The sequence below is a fragment of the Azohydromonas australica DSM 1124 genome, from assembly GCF_000430725.1.
Lineage (GTDB): Bacteria > Pseudomonadota > Gammaproteobacteria > Burkholderiales > Burkholderiaceae_C > Azohydromonas > Azohydromonas australica.
Genome location: NZ_AUMO01000037.1, coordinates 70,170 through 87,053, shown reverse-complemented (window position 1 = coordinate 87,053; position 16,884 = coordinate 70,170). Strand labels below are relative to the sequence as shown.

13 protein-coding genes are annotated in these 16,884 nt (G+C 64.9%); 8 read left to right on the top strand and 5 right to left on the bottom strand.

Annotation, left to right across the window (positions count from 1 at the left end; translation table 11 throughout):
• Positions 1-435: 435 nt before the first annotated feature.
• Positions 436-3,063, bottom strand: a complete 2,628-nt coding sequence (locus H537_RS41360; protein ID WP_051241967.1) for a CHASE domain-containing hybrid sensor histidine kinase/response regulator — start codon at positions 3,061-3,063, stop codon at positions 436-438.
• Positions 3,064-3,251: 188 nt separating this feature from the next.
• Here H537_RS41360 and H537_RS52380 point away from each other — a divergent pair, with 188 nt between their 5' ends.
• Both H537_RS52380 and H537_RS48885 read left to right on the top strand, forming a co-directional pair.
• On the top strand, positions 3,252-3,986 hold the full coding sequence (locus H537_RS52380) for a hypothetical protein (protein WP_156901427.1): 735 nt from the start codon (positions 3,252-3,254) through the stop codon (positions 3,984-3,986).
• A 14-nt stretch (positions 3,987-4,000) separates the two neighbouring features.
• A complete protein-coding gene (locus H537_RS48885; protein WP_051241965.1) occupies positions 4,001-4,876 on the top strand; it encodes a zeta toxin family protein in 876 nt (291 codons plus the stop codon).
• 216 nt (positions 4,877-5,092) lie between these two features.
• Here the strand turns inward: H537_RS48885 and H537_RS41345 are convergent, their stop codons facing one another.
• On the bottom strand, positions 5,093-5,347 hold the full coding sequence (locus H537_RS41345; protein WP_051241962.1) for a helix-turn-helix domain-containing protein: 255 nt from the start codon (positions 5,345-5,347) through the stop codon (positions 5,093-5,095).
• Between the two features lie 273 nt (positions 5,348-5,620).
• On the opposite strand from H537_RS41345, the gene H537_RS50675 reads away from it, so the two are divergent.
• Together H537_RS50675 and H537_RS0105330 are read left to right on the top strand one after the other, a co-directional pair.
• Positions 5,621-6,511 carry a TauD/TfdA dioxygenase family protein gene (locus H537_RS50675; protein WP_084150452.1) on the top strand — a complete coding sequence of 297 codons (891 nt, stop codon included), beginning with the start codon at positions 5,621-5,623 and terminating at the stop codon, positions 6,509-6,511.
• Positions 6,511-8,025 carry an MFS transporter gene (locus H537_RS0105330; protein ID WP_051241957.1) on the top strand — a complete coding sequence of 505 codons (1,515 nt, stop codon included), beginning with the start codon at positions 6,511-6,513 and terminating at the stop codon, positions 8,023-8,025. Before H537_RS50675 ends, H537_RS0105330 begins: the two co-directional genes overlap by 1 nt.
• On the opposite strand, the gene H537_RS0105325 is transcribed toward H537_RS0105330, so the two are convergent.
• Positions 8,022-9,236, bottom strand: coding sequence for a cytochrome P450 family protein (locus tag H537_RS0105325; RefSeq protein WP_028997067.1), 1,215 nt, complete (start codon positions 9,234-9,236; stop codon positions 8,022-8,024). The two genes, H537_RS0105330 and H537_RS0105325, sit on opposite strands and share 4 nt — an antisense overlap.
• Positions 9,237-9,394: 158 nt before the next feature.
• On the opposite strand from H537_RS0105325, the gene H537_RS52375 reads away from it, so the two are divergent.
• The 4 genes from H537_RS52375 (at position 9,395) to H537_RS0105310 (ending at position 14,663) form a co-directional block, all read left to right on the top strand.
• Positions 9,395-9,610, top strand: coding sequence for a hypothetical protein (locus H537_RS52375; protein WP_156901425.1), 216 nt, complete (start codon positions 9,395-9,397; stop codon positions 9,608-9,610).
• Between the two features lie 78 nt (positions 9,611-9,688).
• On the top strand, positions 9,689-12,295 hold the full coding sequence (locus H537_RS0105320; RefSeq protein ID WP_211234966.1) for a class III lanthionine synthetase LanKC N-terminal domain-containing protein: 2,607 nt from the start codon (positions 9,689-9,691) through the stop codon (positions 12,293-12,295).
• Positions 12,292-13,146: a phytanoyl-CoA dioxygenase family protein gene (locus tag H537_RS0105315; protein ID WP_043458235.1), complete on the top strand. Its 855-nt coding sequence runs from the start codon at positions 12,292-12,294 to the stop codon at positions 13,144-13,146. Before H537_RS0105320 ends, H537_RS0105315 begins: the two co-directional genes overlap by 4 nt.
• A 5-nt stretch (positions 13,147-13,151) precedes the next feature.
• Positions 13,152-14,663 carry a hypothetical protein gene (locus H537_RS0105310; RefSeq protein ID WP_156901423.1) on the top strand — a complete coding sequence of 504 codons (1,512 nt, stop codon included), beginning with the start codon at positions 13,152-13,154 and terminating at the stop codon, positions 14,661-14,663.
• Positions 14,664-14,687: 24 nt separating this feature from the next.
• On the opposite strand, the gene H537_RS52370 is transcribed toward H537_RS0105310, so the two are convergent.
• Positions 14,688-15,599: a hypothetical protein gene (locus tag H537_RS52370; protein WP_156901421.1), complete on the bottom strand. Its 912-nt coding sequence runs from the start codon at positions 15,597-15,599 to the stop codon at positions 14,688-14,690.
• Between the two features lie 79 nt (positions 15,600-15,678).
• Complete coding sequence (locus H537_RS0105305) at positions 15,679-16,692, bottom strand: IS701 family transposase (protein ID WP_028997063.1); 1,014 nt, start codon at positions 16,690-16,692, stop codon at positions 15,679-15,681.
• Positions 16,693-16,884 lie beyond the last annotated feature (192 nt).

The following is a 16,884-nucleotide window of genomic DNA, read 5'->3' as shown; positions in this document are numbered from 1 at the left end:
CCCAGGGAATTCCCTGGGACAAGAGGCCCAGTGCTGACCGGTTGCCGATTCGCGTTCCTGCCTTATCGAACCAGGATTGAGAAGATCAATGCGTACTACCGTCGATAAGTGCCGCATCACCGCCAGAAAGTGCAGCGGCAACGTCGAAAACACGCACTTCGTGACCGGCGCCAGCAGCAGATAGCAGAAAAAAAGGTGCCCGCACGTAGCGGGCACGGGAAAAGGGGCGGAAAGAGGGGTAGGGGAAAGGGAGCTGCCGCCCCGCGAGAGATAAGAACTACTCGCATCTCGATTCTGGCGGCCCGGGGCATGCCCTGATGTATCCGGTGGTGTGCGTTTGCTATCGCACCTGGGGTAAGGGCATGGCCATCCTGACAGGCGGGTTCGTCCAGGACAAGCTGCAGCACAGAGCGAGCGTCGACGATGCCGGGCGGCTCAGGGCTGTGGCAACTGCATCGTCAGCGTCACGCTGAACGTGCTGCCCTGGCCGGGCTGGCTTTGCAGCTCCAGCTGCCCGCCCATGAGCCCCACCAGCCGGCGCACGATAGACAGGCCCAGCCCCGTGCCGCCGAAGCGCCGCGTGGTGGAGTCGTCAGCCTGCGTGAAGGGCTCGAAGATCGCTGCCTGCTTCTCAAGCGGGATGCCGATGCCCGTGTCAATGACCTCGAAGCGGACCGTGACCAGGGGCCATGGCTGCTCGGCGGCACCTTCAAGCCGCGCCAGCTGGGCCACCCGCAGCGTCACGCGGCCTGCCTCGGTGAACTTCACGGCGTTGCCCAGCAGGTTCACCAGGATCTGCTTCAGGCGCGTCGGGTCGCCGACCAGGCGCCGCGGCATACCGGGGGCTGACTCCACGAGCAACGGCAGGTTCTTCTGCGCGGCCGCCACCTCCACCATGGAGCGTGACTGCTCCAGCAGATCTGGAAGGCCGAACGGCACGGCCTCCAGCCGCATTTCGCCGGCCTCGATCTTGGAGAGATCCAGCACGTCGTTGACCAGGCACAGCAGCTGTTCGCCCGCGGTGTTGATGTGGGTGGCGAACAGCTGCTGACGCTCGGTGAGCTGTGTCTGCCGCAGCAGGTAGCCCATCCCGATGATGGCGTTGAGCGGCGTGCGGATCTCGTGGCTCATGTGGGCAAGGAACGCGCTCTTGGCCGCGTTGGCGCTCTCGGCCTGGCGGGTGCGCTCGCGCAGCCGCTCTTCGAGCGCCTTGCGCTCGGTGAGGTCGGTGATGACGGCCAGGAACCCCGTGGGCCGGCCCTGCGCGCCGCGCAGCAGGCTGACGCTGGCCAAGCCCGGCACGCGCGAGCCGTCGGCGCGCACGTAGGTCCACTCGCTGCGCTGGCTGCCCATGGTGTCCCCGGGCATCGACGCCAGTGCTTGGTGCGCCGCCAGCGCCAGCCATTCGGGCAGCTCGCCAGCGTTCTCCAGCACCTCGCGCGGGTAAGCGTGAAGCCGCGCGCGCATCTCCTCGTGGTCCCGGAAATCCGTCTCCAGCCGGCCGATGGCCTCGCGGGCCGGGATGCGCAGCATGGCCTCGGCGGCCGGATTGAACACCGTGATGCGGCCCGAGAGGTCGGTGGCGATGATGGCGGTGGCTGCCCGCTCCAGCACCATGCTCAGCTCCAGCCTGCGCTCGAGCACCTGGCGCTCCAGCGTGGCGTTGAGCTCCAGGATGCGCGCCTGCCCCGCGCGTTGGGCCCGGATGTCGCGCAGCGTGGTGGCAGCTCCCGCGACGAGGCCGTTACCGGCGTGCAGGGGCGCCATCGACACGGCCACTTCCAGCCTTGCGCCCTGGCGGTCCAGGCATACCGTCTCCACCGGCGGCACGGCCTGGTTGCGCTGCACCTCCTCCAGCATCCGCTGCACCGTATGACGCTGCTCCAGCGGCACGGTGAGCTCGCTCAGGCGACGCCCCATCACCTCGCGCGCTGACCAGCCCAGCAGCCGCTCGGCGGCGGCGTTCCAGCCCGTGATCTCGCCGTGCAGCGTGTGGATGACGATGGCATCGTGGGCGCTGTCCACCACGGCGGCGCGACTGGCGCGCTCCTGCCGCACGACGCGCCGGCTGCGCGCGAGCTGCTGGCTGCCGTACAACAGCAATGCCAGCAGCAGCGACAGCGTGCCCACCGTCAGCGCCACCTCGCCGGGCTGGCGCAGGCGCAAGGACTCGGTAAAGGGCGGCAATGGCTGCATCTGCAGCAGCCAGGTGCGGCCGTACACCGGCAGCGTCACGCGCTGCGCCAGCGCGCCTGCCGCGGACTCCTGCCATTCGGTGGAGGCGTAGAAGCGCTCGGGCGTGCCGGACCCCGAGGCATCCGACAGCTTCATGGCGAAGGCCGTGTTCTCCTTGTCGAAGGCTTCGAGCATCTGCTGCATCACCAGCGGCACGGTTGCCCAGCCCACCGTCTGCGCATCGCGCTGCGCAGGCTCGGGCGTCTTGCCGGTGCGGTAGACCGCCAGCAGCAGCAGGAAGGAGCGATCATGCTCGGAGGGCAACTGCACCAGGGTCAGCGGCGCCGTGATCCGCGACTCGCCGCTGAGCATCGCCGCCAGCGCCGCCTCGCGCCGCCGCGGCTCGGACGCCAAGTCCACGCCCTGCGCGCTGGCGACGCCGTCCAGTGGGGGCTCGATGTACTGGACAACGAACCGGTCGCCGCCGTGTGCCGCAAATTGGCGGATCTGGAACTCAGGCGCACCGTCAAGCCGAACGGCTTGCAGGAACGCCGCTTCCTGCCGCGCCGGCACGCGGCGCACGAAGCCGAAGTTGCGCATGCCCGGGAATTCGCGCTGCATGTCGCGCGACTCCGCGTACTGGCGCAAGCCCTCGCGGGTGAGCGCATCGACGCCGGCGGCCATCACGGCCCCGCGCACGCCGCGCACGGCGTACTCGTATATCGAGATCCGCTTGAGCAGTTGCGCCGCCGTCTGCTGGGCCAACGCCTGGAAGCGCTCGTGCTGCAGTGCCTCGTTGCGCTGCGCCTGCCATCTGCCAGCCCAGGCAGCAGCCACCAGGCCAGTGAGCAGCAACCCCAGCGGCCACAGGAGTCCCGCTTTCGACAACCGCAGTCTTCTCATCGTGATGCACGCCTATGAAACCCCACCAAGCCGCAGACCGGTATGGCAGGCACAAGGTGCGCGCCAACAGGGCTTTCCCTTGTGGCCTCGGCAATTGCGCTGACCGCGAGCCGGCCACCGTCATGGACAGGCGGGCAACAATGGCGCCACGTTCCGGGCCGGAGCACAACGGCATGGGCAAGTCCTTGCGTGCCGTAAACCCGGGCACCAAGCGGCACTTGCCAGACACACCGCGCCGCTCAGCGCCGACAAAGCTGGCATCGAAAGGTGCGTTGTACGCCAATACTTCGCACCCGGCAAAGGAGGCGGCCAGGCGAGGGCACAGCTCACCGAAGGTTGGAGCGTTGGCCACACCCGCCGGCGTGATGCCGTGGATGGCCTGCGCCTCGGGCCAGTCCTCCGCCCGCACGGGCCGAACCAGCAAGTCAAGCAGCACCGTGCCAGCGAGATCCACCAGCGGCGATCTCAAGCAGCTCGCCGTGCGCCGGGTTCAGACCCGTGGTTTCGGTATCGAGGAAAGCGAAACCCGGCCATGGCTCGCCGGGGAGGGGCGTTCATCCATCCCCCCGAGTTGGAACATACCGCCGCTACAAGACGACAATGCTGCGATCAAGGAGCACGCCATGGATTCCCAGCCCACCTGTCCGCTCGAAATCAAGGTTGAACTGCTGCTGGAACTCATGGGCCTCGTGGCTGCTCGGCTGGGTCGGTTGGCGGATGCAGAGCCTTCCCCGGAGAACCGGGCCGAATGCCTCAAGGCACTCGACATCGTCCTGGACAAGCGTTTCCAGTTCGACCCAGATAATCGCGGGCAGGTCGAAGCGCTGACAGCGGAATTCGACAGCTACGCGGAAATACTCAAAAGGAAGCTGCAGCGCGTTGAGGAATCAGCCCGCGCCACCGGCTGATCCGGTTCGTGTCCATGCGGCTTGTAGATGACGCGACGCTGGAAGCGGTTTATGAGCGCTATGTCCGGCGCGCCTTGTTCAAAACCGCGCGCAGCAGCAGCCAGCCCCGCCTCGTGATCGTGGGCGGCCAGCCTGGAGCGGGAAAGACTCGCAACATTCTCCAGGCGCGCCGCGAGATCGCCGCCGTCGGCGAGGGCGTGGCCTTCATCAATGGCGACGAGCTGCGCAACTTTCACCCTCTGTACGACCAGCTCGTCGTGGCCGATGCCGCAACGGCCGCGGACAAGACCGGCGCCGATGTGGGCTGGTGGGTCGAGAAGGGCATCCGTGAGGCGGCCGAGAATAGCTTTCACACGGTCATCGAGACCACCATGCGCCAGCCGCCCGTCGTGGCGCAAACCGTAAATACCTTCGCCGCCCGCGGCTTCCAGATTGAAATGCGGGTGCTGGTGGTAGATCCCGAGCTCAGCAGGCAGGCGATCTACAACCGGTACGCAGACGCGTTGAACAACAAGAACTCGCTGCCCCGCTTTACGCTGCCCAGGTATCACGATGACGCGCTGGCGCAGATGCCGCACACCCTGGCGGCCATCACGCCGTTGGTGCACCTGGTGCGGCTGGTGGACCGGCAAGGGGCCGAGCTTTACGCATCGGACAAATCAAGCCAAGCGCCTGCGGCTGCGCTTCAGAGGTTGCGAGGGCAGCCATTGCCCGCGGCAGAGCTGGCCCGCATCGGTCAGGAGTGGGGAAGGCTGGCTTCGGTGCTGGACCAGGAAGGCGTTTCTGACATCGTGCGTGTGGGCGTGCGGCAGGAGCAGCAGCGTTTCGCGCAACGCTTGGCTTTGCAACAGATGCAGCCGAAACGAGGGAGCGAGGGTGTCGAGCGATGAGACGCGGGCTGTAGTGCGCGTCGAAGTCGAACGCCGGCGCCAGTGCATGCGTCCTGCCGGAAGTGAAGTCCTGCAGCAGCTACTCGAACTCAGCGCGCTACTCAGCGGGGATCTGCAGCGTCACCGTCACCGGAGGCTGCGGGATCGGAAATTCAGCGGACGCCATGGGAACACTACTTCACGCCGTGAAACCCACTGAGGGCGTTTGCGAAGACCTCAGCCCGCGATGTTCAGCTTGTGCGCCAACGGCCCAGGGCCTTCCGCCAAGTGCATCGTCGGGTGTTGACCGGTCTGGACCAGGAACCACTCCCACCGCCATACCGGGATGGTCTTGCCACTGTCCGGGTTCTCGTACTTGCTCCACGCCTGTGCGTCGCTCAGGCCCGCGATCTCGGCCGCTTTACGGTGCGTAAGCTCGGCATTGAGGCGTGCTTGCTGGATCTGTAGAGGGGTCGGCTGCGGCAAGCTCACAGCGAACTCCTGCCTGATGGGGTGCGCATGACGAGGGCTCGCCGGCTGTGGCTGGGCGTGACGATGACTGGGCCGCAATTCGACTTGTTCAAAAGCTGCCTGCCTGGTTGGTCGAACAATCTGGGGCCGCAATGCTAGAACAACAACGTGGGGACACTGCGGCACCTCAATTGAGCACGGCAGCGCTGGAGCGGCGCGAGAGCTGCACAGGTGCCGCTGCCGGCACGCTGTCCGCAGGTCGAAAATAAGACGAACTGGCTGAGAGGGCCAAACATGTCCAGTCACAGTTCAAACTTGTCTAAGCTTCAGTTGCGTCCCCTGCTGCTTCGCAGCAGGTTCGGCGCAGAGATTCATGGTCTTGACTGGACCTTGCCGCTGTCACTCTGCGATGCGCGCACGCTGCGCCAGGCCTGGGCGCGGCATGGAGTGCTCGTATTTCCTGGCGCCGACATTGACGACTGGAGCCAGGCCCGCTTTGCAAGGCGGTTTGGCCACCTGTGCGTTTTCCGTCCGGCTGGCGAAGATGGCGGACTGCCACCACAGGTGTATCGCTCGGTCAATGTCGATGATGCTGGCCGGTCCATCGTCCCGGACAGCTTGACTGCGCGACTGCTCATGCTCAATTGGCTGTGGCATGTCGACGCATGCTATCGCCGCCTTCCCACCCGTGGGGTCGTGCTGCGTGCTGTCGAGGCTGCAGGCGACGGCGGGGACACCATTTTCGTGGACATGGCTGCAGCCTATGCCGAGCTGCCTGCGGCTACCCGGAGCCAGGTAGATGCGCTGGTGGCCCGACATAGCTTTGCGTACATGGTTAGGCAGCGCGGCTTGCCGGCCTTGAGCGCAGACGAGGCAGCGGCTCTGCCCGCTGTGGATCACCCGCTGGTGCGCCGGCACGCCGATGGGCGACGCTCCCTCTTCCTGAGTCCGCCGTACATGGAATGCATCCTTGGCATGAGCCACGAAGCCAGCCAGGGATTAATCGCGGAGCTCACTGCCTGGTCCACGCAGGAACGCTTCTGCTATTGCCACCGCTGGCGACCCAATGACATGGTGATCTGGGACAACCGCTGGACCATGCATCGCGTGACGCCGTACGACATCAGCCGTGAGCGGCGGGTAATGCACGGCTGCGTGATCGTCGGTGGCGGCGTTCCTGCCTGATGCGCTGGTCCTTCGTTCCGCCGCTGCTGGTCTACTTTGCCGGGGGGTGCGCGGGCCTCACCGGCATCGCCGGCACGTTCTACCTCAAGAACCACCTGGGCATGACGGCCGAGGCGGTGGCGGCACTTGGCTTCTGGGCCACGCTGCCCTGGACCCTGAAGATGCCCCTGGGCCATCTGGTCGACCTTGGCTGGCGACACCGTGGCGCCTTGCTGGTGACCGGGGCGGTATTGATTGCCCTGGGACTGCTGGCGATGATCGGGCTGCTTCACAACCGGGCGTCCATGCAGGCGCGGTTGCCCGTGCAGGCCTGGTACGCGCTGTCGGTGTTGAGCCTGAGCCTGGGTTACGTGCTGCAGGACGTGGTCGCCGATGCGATGACGGTGGCGGCGGTGCCACGTGCGGACCGGCTTGGCCGCCCGCTGGACGAGCGTGAGCTGCGCTCGCTGCACACGACGATGCAGGCTCTGGGCCGTTCGGCATTGATCCTCGGCGCGTTGGTGGTCGGCGTGGTCAACGTGGCCTTCTTCTCGGATGCGGACCAACTTCCGCCACAACGCTGGCTCGACATTTACATGCAGCTACACCTGCTGGCGCTGCTCATCCCGGTCTTGTCGATAAGTGGGTTGGTACTGGAGGGGTTGCTACGGAACCGCACTCCGGCCACAGCGATGCCGCCGCCGGCGGATCGGGCCTTGCTGGGCGGCGGGCTGGCGTTCGCACTGCTGGCCGCGACGTTGGGCCTGACTCGCACACCTGCTGCTGAAGTGCTGGTGTTCGTGGCGTCACTGGTGGTCGTCGCGCTGCTGATGCGGCGGCTTGTCGTCGCGCTGGAGCCGCAGGTGCGCCGCACCCTGGTGGGCACGGCACTCGTCGTCTTCATGTTCCGCGCCGCGCCCGATCCGGGGCCGGGCCCGTCGTGGTGGATCATCGATCGCCTGGGTGTCGGCCCGGCTTTCCTGTCGCGGCTGGGCGTGCTCGGCAGCGTGATGGCGCTGGCGGGGCTGCTGCTGTTGCGGCGCTGGATGGCCCGCCATTCGCTCACGCATACCGTCGTTGCGCTGGCGCTGGTGTGGACGCTCGTCTCGCTGCCGACGATCGGCATGTACTACGGGCTGCACGACTGGCTCTCGGCGCACACGCGCGGTGTGGTCGACGGGCGCTGGATTGTCGTTGCCGACACAACCCTGCTGGGCCTGTTCACAGAAGTGGCCATGGTGCCGATGCTGGCGTGGATCGCACGCACTGCGCCCGAGCGCCTGAAGGCCACCTACTTTGCAGTGCTGGTGTCGTTCGCCAACCTGGGCTTGCTGCTGTCGCGGCTGCTCTCGCAGGGCCTCAACGAAATCTTCGTCGTCACGCGCGAGGTCCGTGACCCGGCCAGCGGCGCCGTCACGATCGCTGCCGACTACACGCAGCTCGGTGCGCTGCACATCACCGCCACGGCGCTGACCCTGGCGCTGCCGCTGGCGACCGTGGCCCTGCTGCGGCTCGCGCGCGCGCGAGCCGACTAGCATCGCACCGGCAGCGCCTGCAGCCCCCGCGTGATCAGTCCCGGCTTCCAGCGCAACGCGGCTGGCGCCTGCGCCAGCCGCAGGCCGGGGAGCTGGCGTGCCAGGGCGACGAAGACCACGAGGGCCTCGAGCCGCGCCAGACCCGCGCCGATGCAGCTGTGGATGCCGCGCCCGAACGCCAGGTGCGCCGAAGCCTGTGCACGGGTGCCGTCGAACTGGTCGGCGCGCTCGAACCGTGCCGGGTCGCGATTGGCTGCGGCCAGCCCGATGAACACCGTCTCGCCTGCACGGATGGTGACGCCGGCGATGTCGATCGCTTCGCCCGCATAGCGGGCGGTGGCCGTTTCGAGCGCGCCGTCCAGGCGCAACAGCTCCTCGATGGTGCGCGTGGCCGATGCTGGGTCAGCACAGGCGCGGGGCCAGGCGTCGTTGGCGAGCAGGGCGTGCATTCCGTTGCCGATGAGGTTCGCGGTGGTTTCGTGGCCCGCGGCAAGCAGCAGGAAGCCCAGTGCGGGCAGCGCATCCTCGGCACACTCGCCGCGTGCGCATGCGCGCACCAGGTCGGCATACAGGTCGTCGTCGTCGCCCGCACGCTTGCGCTGGGCGAGCGCGCAGAAGTAGTCGTCGAAGTCCTGTGCGATCGCCACGGTGCGCGCCGGCTCGTCGAAGTCGGCCATCGTCAGCGCCTCGAGCCAAGCCTGCAGTTGCGGGCGTTCGTGTGCGGGCACACCAAGCAGCGTACAGACCACCTGGTATGGCAGCGGCATCGCCAGATCGGCGATCAGGTCGCCTCCGCTACAGCTTGCAATGCGCTCGATCAGGCAGGCCGCGATCTCTTCGATGTGCGGGCCCAGCGCGGCGACGCGGCGAGGCGTGAAGCAGCGGGCGAGCACGGCGCGCAACTGCGTGTGCCGGGGCGCATCAAGCATCAGCAGATGCTCAAAGAGGCGATGCGCCGGAGCGTAGGCGGGCGGTGTTGCCTGGCCGCCCAGACGCGGCGGCTGCTTGCACAGCCTGGAATCGGCCAGCAGTGCGCGCGCCCAGTCATGCCCGACTACCAGCCAAGCTTCGACGCCGCTGGGCAGCCGTATCGGAACCACTGGCCCCCAGCTCCGACGCAGGGCGTCGTAGTACGGATAAGGATTCGCCTTGAAGGCCTCGTCGAGGATTGGCAATGTCACGCGCGCTGCGGCGGGCTCGGCCTGCGCCATGGCACTCCCCTCTGGTTGCGTGGCCGGGATTATCAATCGGCATCCTCTGTGGGCACGGCGCTTGTCACCGTGAAGGCGTGTGCGGTAAAACCCCGGGGCCAGCAATGCGGTGCGATGGACACCGCGCAACGCTTGCGACGACGCCACAGGAGCGGACCATGCACATGACGCTGAAGGATGCTGTTCGGGCACGGGTTGACGAGATGCGCTCGACCCACACAGCCCCCGCGCTGGATACGCAGCACGTGGTCACGGCACTGGTCGCAAGCCTGCCTGTCGATGCACCGCGCGCAGCGGACAAGAATCAAAGTAGCCACGGCGGCGCGGCGCACATGTGCCCTTGGCACACCTGCGCTGCCACCCGCCACGGCTGACAGGCGCACTTTCAGGGCAGCCGCTTTCTTGCCGCTTCGATGGATGCTGCGTCGGCCTACGACGCCGCCATCGAGGCGTTGCGCGACGGCGTGGCCAGTAACTGGACGGTCAGGGACTGGTCGGACGGACCGTTGTCCTGGCGCTCGTTCTTTCCTCAGACCCATGTCTTGCCGGCCCAGGGTTGGAAGATCCATGTCAGCGCTGCTGCGTTGGAGGCCCCCCGACTGCTGAGCGCGGTAGCCGGGCTGCTACAGGAGTTGCTGGTGGCCTTCAAGCTGCCACGGCGCCTGGCGGACGTCGTGTTCCTCAACTCGGGCGACGCGGGCACACAGCAGCTCGGCAAGGTACTGACCGTCTACCCGCGCAACGAGGCACAGGCGCGCGAGGCCGTTGAGCGCCTGGATCTCGCATGGCCGGCCAGCCGCGGACCACGGGTGCAGACGGACCTGCATCCGCGGCAGGGCTCGGCCGTGTCGTTTCGCTACGGCGTGTATGGCCAAGCACCGACGCTGGCCAGCAGCACGGGCATCTTGTCCTTTGCACTGACCCTGCCTGACGGAACCCTGGCACCGGATGAACGTTCCTGTGATGGCACTCAGCCGCTGCAGGCACCATCGCCTCCAGTGACGCCTTGCCCTGGCGTACACCCACCCATCCAGCTTGACGAATGCGTCGAGGTTGGCGGACGACGGTATGTCGCGCTGGCACAGCTAGCCGACACCCCGCGCGCCCGAACATTCCTGGGCGCCGACCTCGCCACGCTGCATACGGTCGTGCTCAAGCTGGGTCGGCCGGGCGTGGCCGGCGATGCCCGAGGCGTGGACATTGCCGCATTGCTCGCACGCGAGTTCAAGCTCCTGCGCCGCCTCGAATGCGAGCCCGGCCTGGCCCCCCGTGCGCTGCAGTACCACGGCGACGGATGGCCCGTGCTGGTCAGCGAGGACTTCCGGGGCGAGATCCTGAGCGAACTGCCTGCCAGCGCGTGCATCGCCTGCCTGCCGCTGCTGGCCCATGCGCTGTCGCGGCTGCACGCGCAAGGCATCGTCCATGGCGATATCAAGCTCGACAACGCGGTGTGCCGCTGTGACGGCGTCGGGCTCATCGATTTCGAGCTCGCCGCACCCGTGGGGGCAGCGTCGCGCCGCGGTGGCACGCCAGGCCACTTGGCACCCGAGGTACGTGAAGGCTGGCCGGCATCCACCACGCGTGACGTCTACGCGCTTGGCGGTTGTGTGGCGCAGGCCATTCTGGGCATCCCGCCCGCGCTGTTGCCAAGCGGCCGCGATTGCCTGGCCGCGCTGCTGCGCAACGAGGGCAACCACACCGCCGCTCGGATGGTGCGATGGTTGATGCATCCAGACCCCGGCCAGCGTCCGAGCGCAGCGCAGGCTGCGGTGGCACTTCAGCAGCATGCGCCCACCTGGACACAGACCGGCGTGGCGCCGGGCCGACCGAGCGATCCTTCCGCGCGGCGCTGGTGCTGGCGCACCGGTGCCGAGGCCGGCCGGTTCGTCGCCTCGTTCGCATCCACGACGGGGGCCAGCAGCGGCTGGCGCAACGAGCACTTCATGCGCGCCTTCGAGTGCGAGGCGGTCAACCTCGGCGCCGCCGGCATCATGCTGGGCCTGTCCACGCTCGACGAGGCCTTGAGTCGCAACGACTTCGAGGAGCCGGTGCGTGCAGGTGCAACTTGGCTCGCTGCTCGGCCTGCTGCTGCAGCGGCTGCAGGCCTGTTCACGGGCAATGCCGGCGTTGCCGTTGCGCTGGCGATGGCCGGCAGGCGGCTGGACCACGCCGCAGCCCGGGGCGCCGCGCGCACCCGTTTCGAGGCGGCCTGCGGCGACCGGCGCGAGATCGACCTGTTCTCGGGAGATGCCGGCGTGCTCTGGGCGGGCTGCCTGCTGCACGCCATCACCGGCCTGGACTGGCCGCTCGAACATGCCCGCGCGCTCGCGCGCGGACTGCTCGGCAGTGCACAGTGCGATGGCGGCATCCCGGTGTGGCGGCATGGCACGACGCGGGAGGTCTCGTACCTGGGTTGCGCGCACGGGTCGGCAGGCGTGGCCCTGGCGCTGGCGTGCTGGAGCCGGGCGAGCGGCGAGCCCGAAGGCCTGGAACTGGCACGCGAAACCTTCGCAGCCATCGCGCGTCACGGCCGGGTGACACGCGGCCGGGCGTTGCGTTCACGGCTCGATGACGAGCGCCATCACGCCCCGGGCACGTGGTGCCACGGCGTGGCCGGTTACCTGTGGGCGCTGCTGCAGGCACTGGGAGATGACGCGGCACTTCGTGCCGAGATCGACTGGGCCGTCGACTGCCTGGCCGGGACGCCTTCGGTGGGCACGGCGACCTACTGCCACGGACTTGCCGGGCAGCTCGAGCTCTGGTGCATGCTCGGCGGCCTGCCTCGCCTGTCAGACCTTTCTCAAGCCCGTGCCGGCAAGTGCACGACGGCACTGCGCCTGCTGCACCAGCGGCAGCGGCAGCAGCGGACCGAGCCTCACTGCTTCTGGGGCTCGGACGACCCGTCGATCGTTACGCCCGACCTGTGGATCGGCTTTCTCGGTCCGGCCTGCGCTCTGGCGATGCACGCGGCCGGCAGCAGTGATGCACTGTTGTCGCCCGCGTGGCTGTCCTGCTTGGCAGCTGCTGCGACACCCGCAGCCCTGGAGTGCGCGTCATGACACACCAGTCTGCTAAGGCGTTGGGTGCGCTGCGTACAGCGTTCCGCGACGACGGCGTGGTGTACGTGCCGCAGGCCCTGGACGCAGCCGCGATGGCACTGGCTGAAAAGGCGTTCGCCTGGTCGCTGCACCATCCCGGCCCCGGCGCGAGCAACGTGCTGGCCGGGCGCACCGGCGAGTTCTACCAGGACCACGCTAACCCGCTGGCGCTCAGCGCATACCGGCCGCTGCTGTTCGATACGCCGCTGAGCGCCCTGGTGGCCGAGCTGCTGGACAGCCGACACCTGTGGCTGCTGTACGAGCAGATCTGGCTCAAGGACGGCGGCGACACATTGCGCACCCCCTGGCACCAGGACCTGCCCTACGTGCCGCTGGCAGGTGACCACCTGGCCACCGCCTGGATCAACCTCGATCCGGTGGTGCGCGAACGGTCCCTCGAGTTCGTGCGTGGCTCGCACCGCGGTCCCCTGTACAACCCCACCGCGTTCGACCCCGACGACCCCAAGGCGGTGATGTACGGCGAGGGCACCTGGCCTGCCTTGCCCGATGTCGATGCCGAGCGCCTTGTCTGGCCGATAGAGAGCTGGCCGATCGTGCCGGGCGACGTCGTGATCTTTCATCCCGCTGTCCTGCACGGCGGTGCTCCCACCTGTGGTGGCGCACGGCGGCGCACCATTTCACTGCGCTTCTTCGGCGACCGTGCCTATTGCGCCGCACGGCCACAGGAAGGGCTGGCCCCCGAGGACCAGTTAGCCGTAGGCAGGCCCGGCTGGGATGACCCGATGATCGAGATGGCTCGCCGGCCTCCCGGGTCGCTGTTTCGCCATCCGGCCTTCATGCAGCTGTGCTGACACCGATGCACGATCGCAACCGGCGCGTGGAATTGGCTGCCCGCTGCTTCGCCGAGGCAGCGCGGCGGCTGCCACTCAATGCGGCACCCGTGCCCGCCATCCAGGAAATGCTGGACGTTCTGGCCGAGCAAGATGAATGGCGCTTCTTCGTAGATGCCACTCTCAACCTGGGCCATCAGGCGTCCACGGTGTTGCTGGCACGCAGATTGGTGGACCTGACTCGTTTCGAGGGGCGCATGGTGTTCGTGTACGCCGAACCGGCCGACAGCAGCTGGCAGCGCACCGCCACCAAGCTTGCGATGATGTTCGACCACCTCGATCCGTCGAGGATCGAGGAAACGGTGGGGCACTATGCCTCGTGCCACGACATCCGCTTCGTCGAGATCCGCAAGCGCGCCTTGCTGTGCCGGCCCGTGGCGTTTGGCTTTAGCGGTGGTGCTGATGACATGGCGGTCAACTTGGCGGTACAGCTCAACGTACGGTTCATGCTGCGGCTGCAACCGTACTTGTGGGATGACGACGCGTCGCGCAAGGCCGATCCGTACTATGAGAGCTCGCGCATCGAGCAACCCGATGGCTGTCACATGTACCTGACGGACGCCTGGCCGCAACTGCGCGAGCTGCTGACCGGCGCGCCACCTCGGCGTGCCCTGGGTGAGCCTCTGTGGCACTGGTATGCGCAGATCCAGACCTTCGACCCCGCGTTGCGCGAGCGCTCCAGTGCCCTGCACCGGATCATCAAGGCCGTGGACACGTCGAGCGCACAACCGTTGTTGTGGCCAATCTACGGACTCCAGCACTTTCGAGACACTGAAAGCCGAATTCTGGCGCTGTGCATGCTCCTGGCACAGCGGGTCCAGACCGCGCTGCACCGCCCCGTGGTCATCGTTTCCTTCAGTCCGGCCGAAGGGATTAGCGACGACGACGCAGCACTGCGAGCGCAGGTGCAAAGCGCAGCGGCTGCGCATCCTGGCGCGCGCATGGTGGTACATCGCTGCCACGACGCTGCAGCGGCCGGCCTAAATATGCCTTTAGCTGGCGCTCTGGACAATGTGCAAGCCGGCGATGTGCGTCTGTTTCTGCTGGGTCCCGTGCCGCTTGACCTCTTTCACGACGCGCTGTTGCGCGCCGGTTTACCTCCGGTGGTTGAGGGGCAAACAACTTTCGGACTGCTCAGCACTTTAGGCCGGCCCTGCCTGCAACTGCTGCGCAAGAACCACGTGATCAACAACAGCTACCTCTGCAGAGTTGCGGGCGTCGACACCTCTGAGCTCGCATCCGAGGCCGCTTGCCTCTCGGCTGGCCTGCGCGACTTGCCACAGGCCGCAAAGGAGACACCTGTCTTCGAAGACACCATGGAACGCTTGGCCGACTTCATCGTGCAGTGCGCCGACCCGACCAGCCATTGGTCGGCGTACTTCGCGTCCGTTGCAGATCATGCCGCTGTCCCGAGGAACGACAAGCTGCTGCTGGCCTTGCTGGCGCTGCATGAAGTGATCTTGTCGGAAAGCCGATAAATTATTTCACGACTTATTCAAAATTCAATCTTGATGAATCATGCGGTTGCGTATGATTCCCGAAAAAGTCAATAGTGCCAGTGACGTAAATATGCCGCCTACGATGGCATATACAGCCTTGAAAACGCGATAGGCCATTTCCTCAAAATCTAGAGCTTTATTAGATGCGCTTCGCCACCGATAATCGCCATCAACCTCTCCGATCTCGCACTTTTCTTCTTCATGCAAATCGATCAACGGTATGAAAACATCCAAAGCATACAGGGATGTGCGAATTTGTGCACCACAGTACACTGATTCTATAAATTGTCCATTAACGCCATCTTTCTTGAGTACACCCAGCTTCTTGCCGTCTATTGAAAGTTCCTGCGCCACCGCTTGCTGCGCGATCGCCAACATGCCTCTGTTTTCCATGAGCGCGAACATGCACCAACCGATGATCAGCGAAGAAAAAAGTGTGACAATGGCCCGTGACGGCAATAGCCCATATCCAAAGCAAAGCCCAAACACCTGCCGTCCACGATAACCAAGCTGTTCAAGAGGATAGTCGACAATCATGTGCTTGAAAAGCAACGAGGGTGTGGTGCGAACCTTTTTTGCGGTAGGCAGAAAAGTAGGGCGCAGACCCTTGCATTCCCGGTCAAGCATGCTCACGAATACCTTGCGCGCATGGCGTTCAAAACCATGCTGACTCAAAATTTTTGCCATATGCATGTATGGTTGTGGTCGAAATGGAACCTCTCGCTCCAGCAAAACCTCATGGTCTTTCCAGAAACTGTTGATGTCTCTTGGCTTGGAATCTGTGTAGCGTCCGTATAAACCCAAGTATTCCACGCGACCATACTTGAATCCGTCGAACCTGATTGGCCATGCGCCTTGATAACCACTCACGTCATCTTGCAGCGTCTCGCAAACTGCACCACGCAGATCAACCATGCCAATTAGAATGTTACAATACTAGGACTTACGCAACGCGCCTTCAGCTAGCGCTGAATTCCCGCTTCTCCACACTACTTCAGACGTGCGCCATCCGTACCGATGGGTTTTTCAGCTCTTGCTTCATGTAGCTCGATAGCATCTCCTTTTTGATACTGTAGATATTCTTCTTCAGCGCTCGAGCCAGCTCGGACAAGTACACCCAAACCAGCATTGCGCAGCCAATATGATTCCTCTGCGCACGTGCCGATCGGCACTGACATTTCTCAATACCCAGCGTTTGCTTGACTTCGCGGTGGTACTGCTCAATTTTCCAACGAACGGCGCACATCTCTCGGGTGCCATCCGTTGAATTCTGAGAGAAATCGTTCGTCACAATCCATTCCGTGCGGCTGTTTTCAACCGCAACCCGAAACAGCTTGAGCTTGAAGTCTCCCGGGAATCCATGCACCTTGACCAATTTTCCGTGCGCCGCTTGCTCTGACGTCCATTGCAATTCGCTCACCGCCTTGTAAGGTTCTTCGCCGCCGCTGTCATCGACCTTGCGGTTGCTCTTGAGCGGGCAGTAGAAGAGCTTGTCCGAGGCATGGATGTGCTTCATCAACTCCTTGGTCGCGTACCACGAGTCCATCAGTACGGTGCGAAAGCGCAGTTTCTTGCCGTGGATGGCGTTGTCGAACATTTCTTTGGCGTGCGCCAGTTTGGTCTTGTGATCTTCGTCGGGTGCGTAGATGCGCCAGTCGATGACCCAGTAGCGCCCCGTCCTCAAATTGACGTACAGGCAGTTGACTACGCCGATACCTTTGATCAGCCGATGGGCGTTGCCGCTGTATTGCAGACGCACCAAATCGATCTTGTGGGCGTGGTTCTTGTCCAAAACGCTGTCATCGAAAATCAGGCAAGCGTCATCGTCATATTCGATAATGTCTTTGACGCTATTCCACAACTCCTCAGGAGTCACATTGTCATCATGCAAGTAGCGGTTGATGGCGTCATGAGAGAAGTGCGGATGATGGTCCGCAAAATAGGTTTGCGTGTAATTGATCTGACTGGACAGGATGAACTGACAGTAATCACGACGAGTTGGCTTCACAGAGGTCCTCGCACATGAATGGGGCTTCGATTTTACCCAGTCAAGAAACAGGATCAAAATATATTATGAAGTTTCTTTTGCGTAAGTCCTAATTATGAAGTTTCTTTTGCGTAAGTCCTAATTAAGAGGGTCGCGGTACAAATGCTTCAGCGGTACGGTTATTTCCCGGCCCTGCACCCGCTTGACCGCTTC

What these genes read in the sequence shown, in the direction of transcription:
- H537_RS52380 (WP_156901427.1), top strand. Translation starts at nt 3,252, where the DNA reads ATGGGCAAGTCCTTGCGTGCCGTAAACCCGGGCACCAAGCGGCACTTG.
- H537_RS48885 (WP_051241965.1), top strand. Translation starts at nt 4,001, where the DNA reads ATGCGGCTTGTAGATGACGCGACGCTGGAAGCGGTTTATGAGCGCTAT.
- H537_RS50675 (WP_084150452.1), top strand. Translation starts at nt 5,621, where the DNA reads ATGTCCAGTCACAGTTCAAACTTGTCTAAGCTTCAGTTGCGTCCCCTG.
- H537_RS0105330 (WP_051241957.1), top strand. Translation starts at nt 6,511, where the DNA reads ATGCGCTGGTCCTTCGTTCCGCCGCTGCTGGTCTACTTTGCCGGGGGG.
- H537_RS0105325 (WP_028997067.1), bottom strand. Translation starts at nt 9,236, where the DNA reads ATGGCGCAGGCCGAGCCCGCCGCAGCGCGCGTGACATTGCCAATCCTC.
- H537_RS52375 (WP_156901425.1), top strand. Translation starts at nt 9,395, where the DNA reads ATGCACATGACGCTGAAGGATGCTGTTCGGGCACGGGTTGACGAGATG.
- H537_RS0105315 (WP_043458235.1), top strand. Translation starts at nt 12,292, where the DNA reads ATGACACACCAGTCTGCTAAGGCGTTGGGTGCGCTGCGTACAGCGTTC.
- H537_RS0105310 (WP_156901423.1), top strand. Translation starts at nt 13,152, where the DNA reads ATGCACGATCGCAACCGGCGCGTGGAATTGGCTGCCCGCTGCTTCGCC.
- H537_RS52370 (WP_156901421.1), bottom strand. Translation starts at nt 15,599, where the DNA reads ATGGTTGATCTGCGTGGTGCAGTTTGCGAGACGCTGCAAGATGACGTG.